Here is a 13,520-nt window from a genome sequence, read left to right as displayed (position 1 = left end):
AATTCATCTGAAGCTCTAGGTCACGCGGGGTTAGGGGTAGGCGAGTCATTTTACGATACATACCCTGGAGGAGGAGAATATTGGATGAGATACTACGCTAATACTACAGCATTATTGAAAGGAGTTGTTACTAACGAAGCGAGTGCCACAGGAGGGGATTGAGGTAGTTTTTGCGGAGCATGGATTCGGTGTGGCCATCTTCGGAGGCGGTGAGTCCGATGTCATTGGTCTGGGCTAGACGGTAGGAGGCGCGTGATGCTCGGAGGCAATTGGAGCGCCATCCACCGATTAACTCACCCAGCATACTAGGCTGGGAGTAACCTTGCTTGTTGTGGGATGAGGGATTGATGGTGGTGTGGACGTAGCCGGTGGAATTCTTACATGGCTTTAGCCACTCAGCGAGAGCATCGCATATTGGAGTGTAGCGGTGGAGTCGTGTCTTGGAGGTTTCTGGTCGCACCGAGATGCGCTTGTTCTTCCAGTCAAGTCTTGCCACTTGAGGCGGTCTTCTCGCCGGCCACGGGTGCCACAGATCTCCGACTGAGGGAGGCCAGCAAAGCCGCTGATGGTGAACCAGGGGATGAAGGGAGTCTCTACACGCTCTAATAATAGGGAGAACTCGGTGGGGAGGAGAACCTCGTGGCCACCAGAGCGGGCAAGTTCGCGGCGGACTTCGATAGCTGAGGCCCAGTTCTCCGAGGCGTAGCTGCGCTTTCGTACGGCAGCCCACTTCCAAATAGTGACTAGAATACCGCGCAAGTTCTTGTGGCGCTTGGCTCCTAGAACTTTTTTTGTCTTAATATTCCTGAGCCCATCGAGCCAGTCCTCGAGGTCTTCGGTATCGATTGTGTTGAATTGGCGCTGGGGAGAGAGGTCTTCCTTGAGGTTTTTCACCACGTACTTCCAGTCGGTGAGGTAATCGGCACTGTATTCGTGGCGTTCGGTCTGGGTTTCGTACCATTCGTCCAGGACTTCAGCTAGGGAGCTAGCCTTGGTGTGTTTGGTTTTCATCACAAATGCCTTCAAATCATCGGCGGTCATCCCTGAATCGAGAAATTGGATAACGAGCGCAACTTCCGCATCATTGAGTGTGTTGATCCTAGTGCGACTGAGATCTTCTTTTTCGACGAGTTTTTCAGCCACTTCGATGGCTTTTTCCTGAGTGGTGCGAACGCCGAATCTATTCCATTTTCCGTTGAGAGTTCCAGCGATCTGAAATTTTCCTTTATCGCGGCCATTTGCGATTTCAGAAATCTCGACGACGTAGCCACCCGATCTGATAGTTTTTGACCATAATTCGTCCAATTTTTTTTCGCCACCCATGCTCAAAACACACAGTAAATACACAGTGATTTCAATCAAGGTGGAGATACCTGGGCAAAAAGAAGCCCTCTAGATGAACTGAAAGCGTTCAAAAGAGGGCTTAAAATGGTGGAGGCGAGGGGAGTTGAACCCCTGTCCTAAATGCCTTTCGGGCAAGCGTCTACATGTTTATCTGTCAGAGTTTTTTAAGAAAGAGATTGTCTGTCAGCCACTCACTCTTGTCCGATTTTCCTGTTTAGTCTCACTATCGAACCCGGAAACCCGATCTTCAAGCCAGCCTATTAAGTAGTCGCGATCCCCCGTAATAGGCGTATGGGTTCAGGCGTCACTGTCAATTAAGCAGCGAGTGCGAGCTCGTTAGAGTCTGCAATTATTTGTTTTGATCGGCTTTTAAAGAGGCCAGCTGATCAACCTCTACATGCAACAGGCCTTCCAACATCCAGTCGAAACCAAAACGCCCCCACATCATTTTACGATGGCAGGTGCCATTTTTACTTCGCCAATACGTTAGTAGTAGCAGCGAGTGACAATTCGCACAGGAGCTGGGGATTTGCAACCGAAAAGCTACTCGGAGTAGCATTTATAGGGTTTCAGGCTTCTAAGAGGGAATGAGCTATGCTTTGAGGGATGCAGACTTCGGTAGGTAGGGTTGAACGAAGGCATCGTGAAAATCATAGACTTCAATAAAGTCCTTTCGGTTATCGCTATCCTGTTTGCCGAACATTCCTTCTTCAATCAGGTTAAAAACCATGTCTCCAATGTTGGAGCAAGAGTTCACTCCCCATTCGGAGAATAACGTGGATGCCATTGGGCCGTATTCGCTAATGGCAAGCTTGCGGAAGCCATCGAGTAATTCTTTTGCCGTGACGTGCTGTGACATGTCTGGATCCTTTTTGGTGTGTTCTGTGACAGTAAAGTCGAGAGCTTGCTTCAAAAAGGCGTAAGCGTCAGGGGCAAAGCGTGGATCACGCTTATGAATCTTATAGAGAGCTTGGTCAAAATGCATTGATTGCATAGCTATGAGAGTGAGATTCTGAATGAGAGGATGCAAGCGAAAGCTGTGAATTTCTTTTGATGTGAAATACTTGTGAGTAAGATTGATTTGGATTGTGAATAACTTGTGTACTAGTTCTCATTTATCCCCCGGTGGAGGGAGTGCGTGAAGTTCAATGTGGTGAGCTAGTTGCTGTGAATTGAGTTAGATAAAGTTTGGTATCGTACACGCTGGCTATATTTCTAACTATGAGAATTGTATCATCGTATATAACTCACTTATATAAGGTGTCTTGAGTTTTTTTTGATTGTGGATCAAAAGCGAGAGTCTCTCGATAGGTAGACTGCCAAGGTCGCTTAGTAGCACGCCGTCTTTACCAAGGATGGGCTACAGGCTAATAGCTATATGTAAACACTTCGGGGATAATTGTGAATAACTTGGTGAGAACCTTCATAAAGTGTTAGGAAATAGGTACTAAAGTTGCTCTAGCTAATGATGGCTAAATTTTTGTGATACAGATCTTTTGCAATCTGGTTTCGCTTTGCTATGGTACGCACATGCGAATCGGTATCTTGAATAGTGGGGGGGACTGTCCTGGACTCAATGCCGTGATTCATGGGGTCGTCGGGGCTGCGTCAAAACTAGGGATGGAGGTGATTGGCTTTCGCGACGGTTTTGAGGGGTTGTTACCTCCAGCTGATTACGTTCAGTTGGATCCGGAGGATACTGTAGGTATCATGAAATTAGGTGGTACTATTCTAGGAACCACGAATAAAAGTCATTTTGCCAGCAGACTAGGGACTGACGATTTGAAGGAGATAGCAGAGCAGGTTGTTACGCTTACGCGTGAGACATTGAGGGAACTCGATATTTGCGCCTTGATTGTGGTGGGGGGGGACGGTTCGCTAGGAACTGCCCTACATCTGTACAATGCTGGAATTCCAGTGATTGGTGTGCCTAAGACAATTGATAATGACCTGCAGGCTACAGCGATGACTTTTGGTTTTGATAGTGCAGTTTCTTGTGTGGTGGATGCTTTAGATCGGCTTCATACAACCGCTGTTAGCCATAAGCGTGTTATGGTAGTAGAGGTTATGGGGCGTTCTGCTGGATGGATTGCGCTTTGGGGCGGGATTGCAGGTGGTGCGAATATTGTCTTGATCCCAGAAATTGAATTTAACCTTGAGAAGGTGGCCGCGTGCATTAAAGAGCGCGAATCTAAAGGGAATCATAGTACGATGATTGTTGTCGCTGAAGGAGCGAGTCTTCCCGATGGTGATTTAATTACTAAAGATGAGTGTGGCAATAGTGTTCGATTAGGTGGCATTGGCGAGGTGATTGCTGACCGCATTTCAACACTCACAGGCAAGGAAACTAGAGCGTGCACTTTAGGTCACCTGCAGCGTGGGGGAGAGCCAACGAGTCTAGATCGTATTTTAGGTGCTCGATTCGGTGTCAAAGCTGTGGAGTTGGCGCATGGTAAAAGATTTGGAAGAATGGTGAGCTACCAATCTTATTACGTGAGTTCGGTCACCATTGAGGAGGCTGTGGATAAAGTTCGCAAGGTGGATCCTGAAGGTCAGGTGGTTCATACTGCTCGAGCCATTGGTATTTGCTTGGGTGACTAGGAGCTTGAGGCTGGTTTGGATTGAGGTCAGATTATAGGGATTTTTCATTGCTGAATGAGGGGAAATGTCTCGTATTTGGTGAAATCTCGGGAAAATCTTCAAATTAGTGCGTTTGATGTGTTTATTCTGCTTGCTATGACTGCGAGTAGTCCTACCTTTTCCGCTCTCTCACTAATAGAGAGAAATGATCATCATCTTCCGGCGATTCGGATGTTGGAGCCCTAGGTTCCGAATCGCTTTTTCTAGGGCAATGCAGGAAGAAGGGTGAATCAATAATCATAAACAAAACAACAAATGAGCATTAATGCTGAACTCTCGGACTTGATCGATTCAAAGTTCCGTGAATTTAAAGAAGGTACCATCGTCAATGGTACTATCATCGACATCCGTCCACAGGTAATCCTAGTAGACATCGGCTACAAGTCAGAAGGCGCTATTCCAACAGCAGAATTCGAAGACGAAGAGATCGAAGTAGGTGACGGTGTAGAAGTCCTCCTCATGAAGCTTGAGGATGACAATGGCATGGTCGTTCTTTCCAAGGAAAAAGCTGCACACAAGCAGAACTGGGAAAAGATCGTCAAAGTTTACGAAGACGGTGGACTTGTCAAAGGCAAGGTCAAGAGCGTCGTCAAAGGTGGCCTTATGGTCAACGTTGGTGTGGAAGCATTCCTTCCTGGTTCACAGGTTGACATCATCCCGCCAAAAGATCTCACTGAGTACGTTGGTAAGATTTTCGAATTCAAAATCGTTAAGGTTAACGACGAGCGTAAGAACATCGTTCTTTCACGTCGTGAAGTTATCGAAGCTGAGCGCGCAGAACTCCGTCAGCAATTCCTTCAGACAGTTACCGTTGGTGACAAGGTTGAAGGTCTCGTGAAGAACATCACTGACTTCGGTGCGTTTGTAGATCTCCAGGGAATGGACGGTCTCCTTCACATCACTGACATGTCATGGGGTCGTATCTCACACCCATCTGAGATGGTTCACATCGGTCAGTCAATTGAGGTTCAGATCCTCGATGTTGATCGTGACAAAGAGCGTGTTTCTCTTGGTATCAAGCAGATGCTTGATAATCCATGGGCAGACATCGAAGCTAAGTACCCAATCAGCCAGCAGGTTAAAGGTAAGGTTACTAAGCTACTTCCATACGGAGCATTCATTGAAATCGAGCGCGGCGTAGAAGGTCTCGTTCACGTTTCTGAGCTCTCTTGGGTTAAGCGCATCACACGTCCATCAGACGTTCTCGAGCTCGGTCAGGAAATCGAAGCAGTTGTGCTCGGTATCTCAATCGAAGAGCAGAAGATCTCCCTCGGAGTTCGCCAGCTCGAAGAGAACCCATGGGACGCGATCGAAGCTCGCTACCCAATTGGCCAGCGTATCACAGGCGCTGTGCGTAACCTCACTACTTACGGTGCATTCGTAGGTCTTGAAGAAGGCATCGACGGCATGATCCACGTATCCGACCTTTCTTGGACACGTAAGATCAACCACCCATCTGAAGTCCTCAAGAAGGGCGACGAAGTGGAAGCAGTTGTTCTTTCTATCGATAAGGAAAACCAGCGTGTTTCCCTCGGTGTTAAGCAAGCTGAAAACGATCCATGGTCTGACATTGACGATAAGTTCAAGGTTGGTGACCTCGTTAAGGGCCAGGTGGCTAAGATCGCATCATTCGGTGCGTTTGTTAACCTACAGGACGACATCGACGGTCTCATCCACATCTCTCAGCTATCTGAAGAGCATGTTGAGCGCGTCAAGGACGTACTTAAGGTTGGTGACGACGTGGAAGCACGTGTTATCAAGGTGGACAAAGTCGAGCGTCGCATCGGTCTTTCCATCAAGGCAGTGGAGTACTCAGAAGACGAACTCAAGAAAGAGTCACAGTCATTCGAGACACTCAAGCCTTCCAGCGAAATGGTTGGACTCGAGCAGGCATTCAATCTCGCTTCTGGCGAAGAGTGGAGCCCATCAGAGGACTAATACCTTCCGCAAGGAATCAATCACAAAGCGTTCTGGCTCCGGCCAGAGCGCTTTTTTTTGCTCGATTTTTTCGAGGAGTTTTCAGTTGGCGGTTTTCAGATCTAGAGAATTAGGGTAATTATTTTTTTAACCACATACTAAGAAACGATGATCAAAAGAATACAGAACCTACTGGAGCGCATTGACTCAAGTCAACGATGGTTGGTTGGAGTGTCTGGCGGGAGAGACTCGGTGTTGTTGTTAGAGCTTCTCGTTAGAGTTGGTTTCACTGACTTAGTTGTTGTGCATGTGAATCACCTGTTGCGGGGTGAGGCTTCGGACTCTGATGAAGTGTTTGTGAAGGATCTAGCCGCACGTTGTGGTATTGAATTTTATGTTGAATCTGTAGATGTGCAGGCTCTCATGAATTCTGAGAAAAAGGGATTAGAGTTGGTGGCTAGGGAGGTGCGTCACGCTGTTTATTCAAGGGCTCAGCAGAAATACAATGCTGAGGGGGTTTTGTTGGGGCATCATGCTGATGATCAGGCTGAGACAATTCTGTTCAACTTGATGCGTGGTTCAAATGGGTTAAAGGGTATGAGTTTTGAGAACTCAGTGGCTATTGATGGAGTTGATTTAAAGTTAGTGAGGCCAATGTTAGAGATTAGGCGTTCAGAGATTGATGCATACGTGGAAAAGTATGTTGTGGAATACCGAGAGGATGCAAGTAATGCTGAGGCGTTTACGGCGCGCAACCGGCTACGCAATGAAGTGATGCCTTTGTTAAAGGAGGTAATGCAGCGTGAGGTGGTCCCAGCGATAAATGGGGCCGCTGAGGTGAGTCGTGAGCAAAGCGACTTTATCGAGCGTGAGCTTGATTTGGATAAGTTACTCGACCCGCAAGGGAGAGTCTTTCTACCTGCATTTATAGAGCTCGATACTGTGATTCAGCGCTCGGTAATTTTTGCGTATCTCAGGCGACATGGGGTGGCTGATCTCAGTAGGGATTTGGTGTCTACGTGTTTACGGATTTGTGACACAGCATCTGCGGCAAAGTGTAACCTTCCAGGTGGTCGCTGGCTCCGCCGTAAAGAGCAGCGGTTGTTTATAGAATGATGGTTTTCGTGAGAAAGAGTGCTCTAGCGTGAGATGCATGCGATTCTTTCGCTTATGCCTTGTAGTTTCGCGTTAAAAACGCAAATTATCGGCATCACAATTTTTATTCATTATGGGACGCGCATTTGAAATCAGAAGAGGAGCAAAAGAGAAACGCTGGGGCAAGATGTCCAAGTTGTTTCCTAAGTTAGGTAAATCAATCACAATGGCAGCGAAAGAGGGTGGTGATGACCCTGAGATGAATGCAAAGCTTCGTGCTGCGATCGCAACAGCCAAGGCTGAAAATATGCCTAAAGACAATATTGATAAGGCAATTGCGCGTGCGACTGCCAAAGATGCTGTCAACTACACCGAGATTAACTACGAGGGCAAGGGGCCGCATGGTGTTTTGCTCTGGGTGGAGTGTGCTACTGATAACAACACGCGTACATTTTCCAACGTTCGTACCACATTCAATAAGAATGGTGGAGGGTTACTTCCAACTGGTGGTTTGGAATTCATGTTCACGCGTAAGGCTGTGGTGCAGTTTACCACTCCTGATGGGTTTGATATTGAAGAAGCTGAGCTAGAGCTTATCGATCACGGTCTTGAAGAGATCGAGGCTGAGGGAAATGAAGCGATCGCATTCGGTGAGTTCACGAGCTTCGGTTCGTTATCTAAGGCAGTTGAAGAGCTTGGGGTTGAAATTACAAAAGCTGGTCCTGAGCGCATTGCGAATAGCTTAGTGGAGTTCACTGATGAGCAAATGGAAGAAATTGATATCCTTATCGAGAAGCTAGAAGATGATGAAGACGTATTGAATGTCTTCACCAACATTGGGTAGTTTTAACTGGGATGATGTAGCCCTTGTAAAAATCTACAACTCAAAGAGAAGTCATTGAGAAGTACTTTTAAGGGGGGGCTTCCGGAAATCTGCGAGCGCTTGTTCGTAAACAGTATTTTGATTACAGCGTGCTTGCCGAACCTTTTAGCTGGTAGGCAAATATCGCAGTCTTCAAAGCTCGTTATTTCACGATAGCCTGAATGTTTCTGGAATAATTATTTAGAGACAACGAGAGTCTGGTCACCATAACTTCAAATGGAAGTCGGCTGCGCCATTGAGCTACTCCCTGATGAAATCCAATAGTGCGCTAGCAGGAGTGAATTTTTGGTGGAAGCTGCCATATTTTATTCCTTTTGCGACTTGCCCGCGCAATTGCTCAGCTGCATATGTGAAACTACTGTGTCTGCGTGAAGGTAAAGTAATAGCTCAGAATCGCAGCTTTCAGTCCCTAAGTTCATTTATATAGCGCGCTTTGGTGTAGCGGTTCGTATTAGATTGTGTTCGGGAAACTCGCGGATATTGTCGCAGCGTATCCAGTGAGCTATCGCCATCGACGACTTTGACATGGGTGTAGTAATTTAGAGTCGGTTGTGAATACACTTTTTTTGTGTTCTAATTAATTGGATATAGGGATGATGATGGCGATTCTTGGGATGTCATACTTTTTTACAATGGAACGCATGAATCGATTGTTGTTTCTACTAAACTAGCGTAGTGTCGTAGCGTTGTCAGTGATTTGATAGCACACACTCAAATACATGGGCCAAAAGGGACAAAACAAAGCAGTGAAAGTAGTCAAGGGAGCGGAAGCGTCAAAAATTTTGATTGTTCTAGCGAGCCTTGTTTTAGTTATAGCCGGAGCGAAAGCTTCGGCTGAATTTATTGTGCCTGTGTTGCTCGCTTTTTTTATAGCGACAGTTAGTTTTCCTATCACTCATTGGTTGCGTGAGCATCGAGTTCCACGTGGCTTTGCTGTGTTTATCACAGTGCTAGTAGACTTTGCATTTTTAGCTGGAGTCGTGTTGCTCGGTATCATGTTGATTGGTGAGCTTCAGAGTAAGTGGGAGAGTAAGTACTACGATCTAACGAAAGAGCGAGTCACACAATTGGCTGACAACACATCCAAATTCATGGATAAGTGGGGGATGCTCACTATTGGTAATGATGCTGAAGAAGCTTTGCTTACTAGCGAAACTGTATCTACAACTTTAGACGATGCTGTGGTGGGCGAAGAGGAGGCTCTCACAGAGAATGAGTTGGCCGTGTCTGAGGGGATTGAGGCTGTCACAGGTCCGGCGGTTAGTAGTCGACCTGGTATAGATGTTCTGACTGAAGAGCTATTAAAGTATATGAGTGTGAACAAGGTAGTGCAGTTAGGTACGGACTTCCTTGGTAAATTAGTCTCATTTCTTGGGACATCATTTATTGTGATGTTACTGACGGTATTTATGCTGAGTGAGGCTCGGATGTTTGGGCGTCGATTTAATGCTATTTGCGAAGCCCGTGGTCCTAACATCCAGCGTATGCTGAGTGCAACCAAAGATATTCAGCGTTATTTAGGGATTAAAACTTTAGTAAGTTTACTTACAGGCTTCTTAGCTGGAGTGCTTTGTTGGTCAGTAGGTTTGGAGTTTCCGTTGTTGTGGGGAATCCTAGCTTTTGCACTCAACTACATTCCCGCAATTGGTTCAGTGATTGCGGGAATTCCTCCGGTGTTACTTTCGTTGCTAGTTACTGGTGATTGGAAAGATGCAGTGGTGGTTGCCGGTGGGTACATTCTGATTAATGGTTTCTTGGGGAACCTACTTGAGCCCACTTTATTAGGGCGTCGATTTGGACTTTCAACCTTAGTGGTAGTGATCTCGGTGATTTTCTGGGGCTGGATTTGGGGGCCAATTGGTATGTTACTCGCGGTTCCTTTGACCATGTTAGTTAAGGTAGCTATGGACAATAGTGCTGACTTCCGCTGGATCGCTGTGGCGATCAGTAAGGAAGAGAGGAACGTTGCGGGCGCTACTGATGAGCAAATTCTGATGGATGCAGTGGCTCAATCTCAGGGGGCTGAAGAAAAGCGCCAGAAGCTCTCGGAAGAGACCAGTAAGCTATCGAAGATGTTTCCAGAGTCTTAGAAACTCTTTTTGGAATTGTTGGACCAAGGGTTTATGATTGGTCACAGTGATATTCTCGTTGTTAGATATACAAGCTGATCGTGTCCAGTTGTAGCTTCCGTTAAGCAACTTTACGTCATCGGCTATGGCGAACTTGTGGTGCATGTGGGCTGATGTTTTATCGTGCACACAGTCGATTCCTTTGCTTTCTAGGTAATCAAAGTCTGAGCCTAAGTCTTCAGATTTGTCGTCATCAGAAATGACGCGGATTCTAACTCCGCGCTGATGCGCATCGATGATATTATCGACAATGCGGTTGTCGGTGATGGTGAAGACGCAGATGTCAAGTGTGTTCTGCGCTTCGCATATGAAGCGCTGGATGCAGTGGAGGCAATCTTCTCCAGGGCTGAAGTACCCAGAGGATTTTACGCTAGCTTCTTTTGAATAGAGCAGCTTGATCACACTTTGGAGCCAGTCCATTGCAGCCACTTCTCCTATCTCATTCATCACCTTAGTGGCGAGTCGAAATGCGACTTGGCGTACTTTTGCTTGTTCTGAGGTGTTACCTTGAATCCTGTTAAGCAGCTCCTTGAGTTCTTTGCGCTCGGAGCGCGAAATGGAAAAGTCCTCTAGGGAGTCTTCAAGGACTTGCTCGATCTGCTGAATTGCGCGCATGGTGGTGTGAGTGACTCGATTGCATTGAAGACTACACGTTGGAGTAACGAAATAGTCGACTTGCTATGGATGTTCGGAAGCCGAGAGGGGTGCGTTACGATAGAGTATCAGTCGTTCTTGAGAACGCGGATGAAGGCGTCCTGTGGTATGTTAACCTTACCGATGGACTTCATCTTGGCTTTACCTTTCTTCTGCTTCTCGAGGAGTTTGCGCTTACGCGAAATATCACCACCGTAGCATTTAGCTGTCACGTTCTTGCTCATGGCTGAGATAGAGGAGCGTGCGATGATCTTTCCTCCGATGGCAGCCTGGATGGCAACAACGAAGAGCTGGCGGGGGATCACGTCTTTGAGTTTATCACAGAGCTTGCGGCCGTAGCTTTCAGCTTTGTCGCGGTGGACGATAGTTGAAAAGGCATCCACTGGCTCACCAGCAATCAGAATATCCATTTTCACCATCTTTTCTGTGCGATAGCCGTTGTGTTCGTAATCCATAGAACCGTAGCCCTTGGTCATGGATTTGAGGCGGTCGTTGAAGTCGACGAGAATTTCGGCCAGCGGTAGTGTGCAGGTGAGCATGACGCGCAGGTCGTCAATTGTCTCGGTATTCTCCATTATGCCACGTTTTTCCATGATGAGCTTCATCAGGTCGCCAATGTGATCACCCGGCGTCATGACGAAAACGCGCACCATCGGCTCGCGGATCTCTTGGATCTGTTGAGCATCAGGAAGCATACATGGGTTGTCGACTATGAGATCCTCACCATTCGTCCTAGTTACTTCATAAATAACAGAAGGGTAGGTGGAAATGATGTCCATGTTGAACTCACGGCGGAGGCGTTCCTGAATGATTTCCATGTGTAGGAGACCTAGGAAACCGCAGCGGAAGCCGAAACCAAGTGCTGCGGAGGACTCAGCCATGAAGGTGAATGCCGCGTCGTTGATCTGAAGTTTCGCCACCGCAACCTTGAGAGCTTCGTAGTCAGAGGTGTCCACTGGGTAAATTCCAGAGAAGACCATCGGTTGGATTTCTTTGAATCCAGGTAGGGCCTCTTTACATGGCTTGTTCGACTCGGTCATTGTGTCACCGATTTTCACTTCACTAGCGGACTTCATGTTGGCAATCACGTAGCCAACGTCGCCGGCTACGAGTGTGTCGCGCTTAGTCATAGTTGGAGTGAATACACCCACTTCTTTTATTTCGTAGGCATTGGATGTGTGGAAGAGCTTGATTCTCGTTCCACGTTTCATGGTACCAGAGATAACACGTACATAAGAAACCACACCACGGAAATTGTCGTAAAGTGAATCGAATACAGATGCGCGGAGCAGGTCGTCGCCAAACTCCGATGGTGGTGGGACGCGTTCAACTATAGCTTCGAGAATGTTTTCAATGCCAATGCCAGTCTTTGCTGATGCTGGGATAGCTTCTTCAGCAGGTATACAAATGATGTCTTCGAGTTGTTTGTGAACCTTAGGAAGGTCACAGGATGGAAGGTCAATCTTGTTGATTACAGGGACAATCTGCAGTTCTTGCTCGTTGGCAAGATGGAGGTTCGCCATAGTCTGAGCTTCTACTCCTTGAGCCGCATCAACGATGAGGATGGCCCCTTCGCAGGCCGCAAGTGAGCGGGAGACCTCGTAGGAGAAATCCACGTGACCAGGGGTGTCTAGAAGGTTGAGTTGGTATGTCTGACCATCTTTCGCCTTGTAGCTCATTGTCACTGGATGTGACTTGATGGTGATACCGCGCTCACGCTCGAGATCCATAGCATCCAGGTGCTGGGCTTGCTGATCGCGTTGCGCCACGGTCTGAGTGAATTCTAGCAGACGGTCAGAGAGGGTGGTTTTGCCGTGGTCAATGTGGGCAATGATGGAAAAGTTACGTGTGAGCTCGATGGACATATCTCAGTGATTGGGTTGATAGGAGTGCGCCGCTTAGATGCCAGCACTCTCCAGAAAGTGTGTGTACGAAAGAGAATCCAAGATCGCGGGATTTTACAGGAAAAAGTGCCAACTTTCACTGATTTCCCTCTGTATTTGTGAGAATGAACTCAGATGTGACCCTCAGGAATGGAAAATGTTTTATTTGGCCTAATGTTCTCTGGAGTGATGCAGTGGGGTTTGGAGATTTTTTGAAGAGTGCTACCCACTGATTAGGAATCAAGGCATGCATATGAAGTCACTTGCATACGCTGTTCCAGATAGGCCCCTACTGCGGCTTGTTCCCTGTGCACCTGCTCAGAGTTTTAACCAAACGCAGACAATGGTCTTGGATAAGCTCTGGCTGGGCATATCTGGTGCACAGTGACAATAAGCGCTCGAGTGGTGCTCACCGTGTCATGTACACGGGTGCAACGAGCCCGATTAAAGAGCCTGAACCTATTTTGTGACTGTGCGCGCTTCTGAGTCGAGCGTGCCAGATGGGGAGACCCAATTGATTTGTGAAGGTGTGACTACTTATCGCTCACTATGAACTCATCAGAGGAGTGGAAAGAGGTATGATTCCATTTCAATTGTGAGAGAAGCACATAGCAACCAACAAAAACTTGGTCACCTGAGTATAGGGCCAAGAGTTGTTGAAATCCTCAAGGTGCGATAGGTGAGTCACATTTGAGAGTTTAGTAATCAGATGACTTTCCGCTTAAGAAAAAACAAGCGATTAGAACGATGGTCGGTTAGAATTTAGCTTTATCTCGTGCCACGTAGATACAGTGCCTAGATCGCTTAGCCTTGCGGTGTGGGCGGGCGGCGTGTTCTTCGACAATGAATCCGGCCTTACCAAGCAGCTTCTTGAATTTTGGAGCAGGCTCAGACAGCCAGTAGGTGACACACCCACCGGGTTTAAGGATGGTTTTAAGTTTGCCAAGAAAGGCTGGGGAATACATTTTGTGGTTT

General features: G+C 47.2%; 10 protein-coding genes, 1 other RNA gene and 1 pseudogene. 5 read left to right on the top strand and 7 right to left on the bottom strand.

Features of this window, described 5'->3' with window-relative positions:
- Positions 1-130: 130 nt before the first annotated feature.
- The 4 genes from ABGY95_RS10050 to ABGY95_RS10035 form a co-directional block, all read right to left on the bottom strand.
- Entirely contained in the window at positions 131-304 is a 174-nt protein-coding gene (locus ABGY95_RS10050) for a hypothetical protein (protein ID WP_347441547.1), read from the bottom strand.
- Between the two features lie 83 nt (positions 305-387).
- Complete coding sequence (locus ABGY95_RS10045; protein ID WP_347441546.1) at positions 388-1,323, bottom strand: hypothetical protein; 936 nt, start codon at positions 1,321-1,323, stop codon at positions 388-390.
- Positions 1,324-1,429: 106 nt separating this feature from the next.
- Positions 1,430-1,785: a transfer-messenger RNA gene (gene ssrA / locus ABGY95_RS10040) on the bottom strand.
- 151 nt (positions 1,786-1,936) lie between these two features.
- The gene (locus tag ABGY95_RS10035; protein WP_347441545.1) at positions 1,937-2,338 is read right to left on the bottom strand and encodes a Minf_1886 family protein; all 402 of its coding nucleotides are present in this window, start codon (positions 2,336-2,338) and stop codon (positions 1,937-1,939) included.
- A 536-nt stretch (positions 2,339-2,874) separates the two neighbouring features.
- Here ABGY95_RS10035 and ABGY95_RS10030 point away from each other — a divergent pair.
- The 5 genes from ABGY95_RS10030 to ABGY95_RS10010 all read left to right on the top strand — a co-directional run bounded on the left by ABGY95_RS10030 (position 2,875) and on the right by ABGY95_RS10010 (position 9,969).
- Positions 2,875-3,945 (top strand): ATP-dependent 6-phosphofructokinase, encoded by a 1,071-nt coding sequence (locus ABGY95_RS10030; RefSeq protein ID WP_347441544.1) that lies wholly within the window; start codon positions 2,875-2,877, stop codon positions 3,943-3,945.
- A gap of 294 nt (positions 3,946-4,239) precedes the next feature.
- Positions 4,240-5,922: a 30S ribosomal protein S1 gene (locus ABGY95_RS10025; protein ID WP_347441543.1), complete on the top strand. Its 1,683-nt coding sequence runs from the start codon at positions 4,240-4,242 to the stop codon at positions 5,920-5,922.
- 147 nt (positions 5,923-6,069) lie between these two features.
- Positions 6,070-7,017 carry a tRNA lysidine(34) synthetase TilS gene (gene tilS, locus ABGY95_RS10020; protein ID WP_347441542.1) on the top strand — a complete coding sequence of 316 codons (948 nt, stop codon included), beginning with the start codon at positions 6,070-6,072 and terminating at the stop codon, positions 7,015-7,017.
- Positions 7,018-7,129: 112 nt separating this feature from the next.
- A complete protein-coding gene (locus ABGY95_RS10015; protein ID WP_347441541.1) occupies positions 7,130-7,840 on the top strand; it encodes a YebC/PmpR family DNA-binding transcriptional regulator in 711 nt (236 codons plus the stop codon).
- 758 nt (positions 7,841-8,598) lie between these two features.
- Positions 8,599-9,969 (top strand): AI-2E family transporter, encoded by a 1,371-nt coding sequence (locus tag ABGY95_RS10010; protein ID WP_347441540.1) that lies wholly within the window; start codon positions 8,599-8,601, stop codon positions 9,967-9,969.
- On the opposite strand, the gene ABGY95_RS10005 is transcribed toward ABGY95_RS10010, so the two are convergent.
- The 3 genes and pseudogenes from ABGY95_RS10005 to ABGY95_RS09995 all read right to left on the bottom strand — a co-directional run.
- Positions 9,943-10,623 carry a phospholipase D-like domain-containing protein gene (locus ABGY95_RS10005; RefSeq protein WP_347441539.1) on the bottom strand — a complete coding sequence of 227 codons (681 nt, stop codon included), beginning with the start codon at positions 10,621-10,623 and terminating at the stop codon, positions 9,943-9,945. The two genes, ABGY95_RS10010 and ABGY95_RS10005, sit on opposite strands and share 27 nt — an antisense overlap.
- A 107-nt stretch (positions 10,624-10,730) precedes the next feature.
- Positions 10,731-12,527, bottom strand: a complete 1,797-nt coding sequence (lepA, locus tag ABGY95_RS10000) for a translation elongation factor 4 (protein WP_347441538.1) — start codon at positions 12,525-12,527, stop codon at positions 10,731-10,733.
- Positions 12,528-13,300: 773 nt separating this feature from the next.
- Positions 13,301-13,520: pseudogene (locus ABGY95_RS09995) on the bottom strand (spermidine synthase); the annotation flags it as partial.

The sequence above is a fragment of the Rubritalea sp. genome (assembly GCF_039830215.1).
Classification (GTDB): domain Bacteria; phylum Verrucomicrobiota; class Verrucomicrobiia; order Verrucomicrobiales; family Akkermansiaceae; genus Rubritalea.
The sequence above is the reverse complement of the archived record's forward strand: the minus strand, read 5'-3'. Positions and strand labels throughout refer to the sequence as shown.

Bases quoted from the DNA above. Each gene is read 5' to 3' on its own strand.
- ABGY95_RS10050 (WP_347441547.1), bottom strand. From the start codon at position 304: ATGCTGGGTGAGTTAATCGGTGGATGGCGCTCCAATTGCCTCCGAGCA.
- lepA (WP_347441538.1), bottom strand. From the start codon at position 12,527: ATGTCCATCGAGCTCACACGTAACTTTTCCATCATTGCCCACATTGAC.
- ABGY95_RS10015 (WP_347441541.1), top strand. From the start codon at position 7,130: ATGGGACGCGCATTTGAAATCAGAAGAGGAGCAAAAGAGAAACGCTGG.
- ABGY95_RS10030 (WP_347441544.1), top strand. From the start codon at position 2,875: ATGCGAATCGGTATCTTGAATAGTGGGGGGGACTGTCCTGGACTCAAT.
- tilS (WP_347441542.1), top strand. From the start codon at position 6,070: ATGATCAAAAGAATACAGAACCTACTGGAGCGCATTGACTCAAGTCAA.
- ABGY95_RS10045 (WP_347441546.1), bottom strand. From the start codon at position 1,323: ATGGGTGGCGAAAAAAAATTGGACGAATTATGGTCAAAAACTATCAGA.
- ABGY95_RS10025 (WP_347441543.1), top strand. From the start codon at position 4,240: ATGAGCATTAATGCTGAACTCTCGGACTTGATCGATTCAAAGTTCCGT.
- ABGY95_RS10035 (WP_347441545.1), bottom strand. From the start codon at position 2,338: ATGCAATCAATGCATTTTGACCAAGCTCTCTATAAGATTCATAAGCGT.
- ABGY95_RS10005 (WP_347441539.1), bottom strand. From the start codon at position 10,623: ATGCGCGCAATTCAGCAGATCGAGCAAGTCCTTGAAGACTCCCTAGAG.
- ABGY95_RS10010 (WP_347441540.1), top strand. From the start codon at position 8,599: ATGGGCCAAAAGGGACAAAACAAAGCAGTGAAAGTAGTCAAGGGAGCG.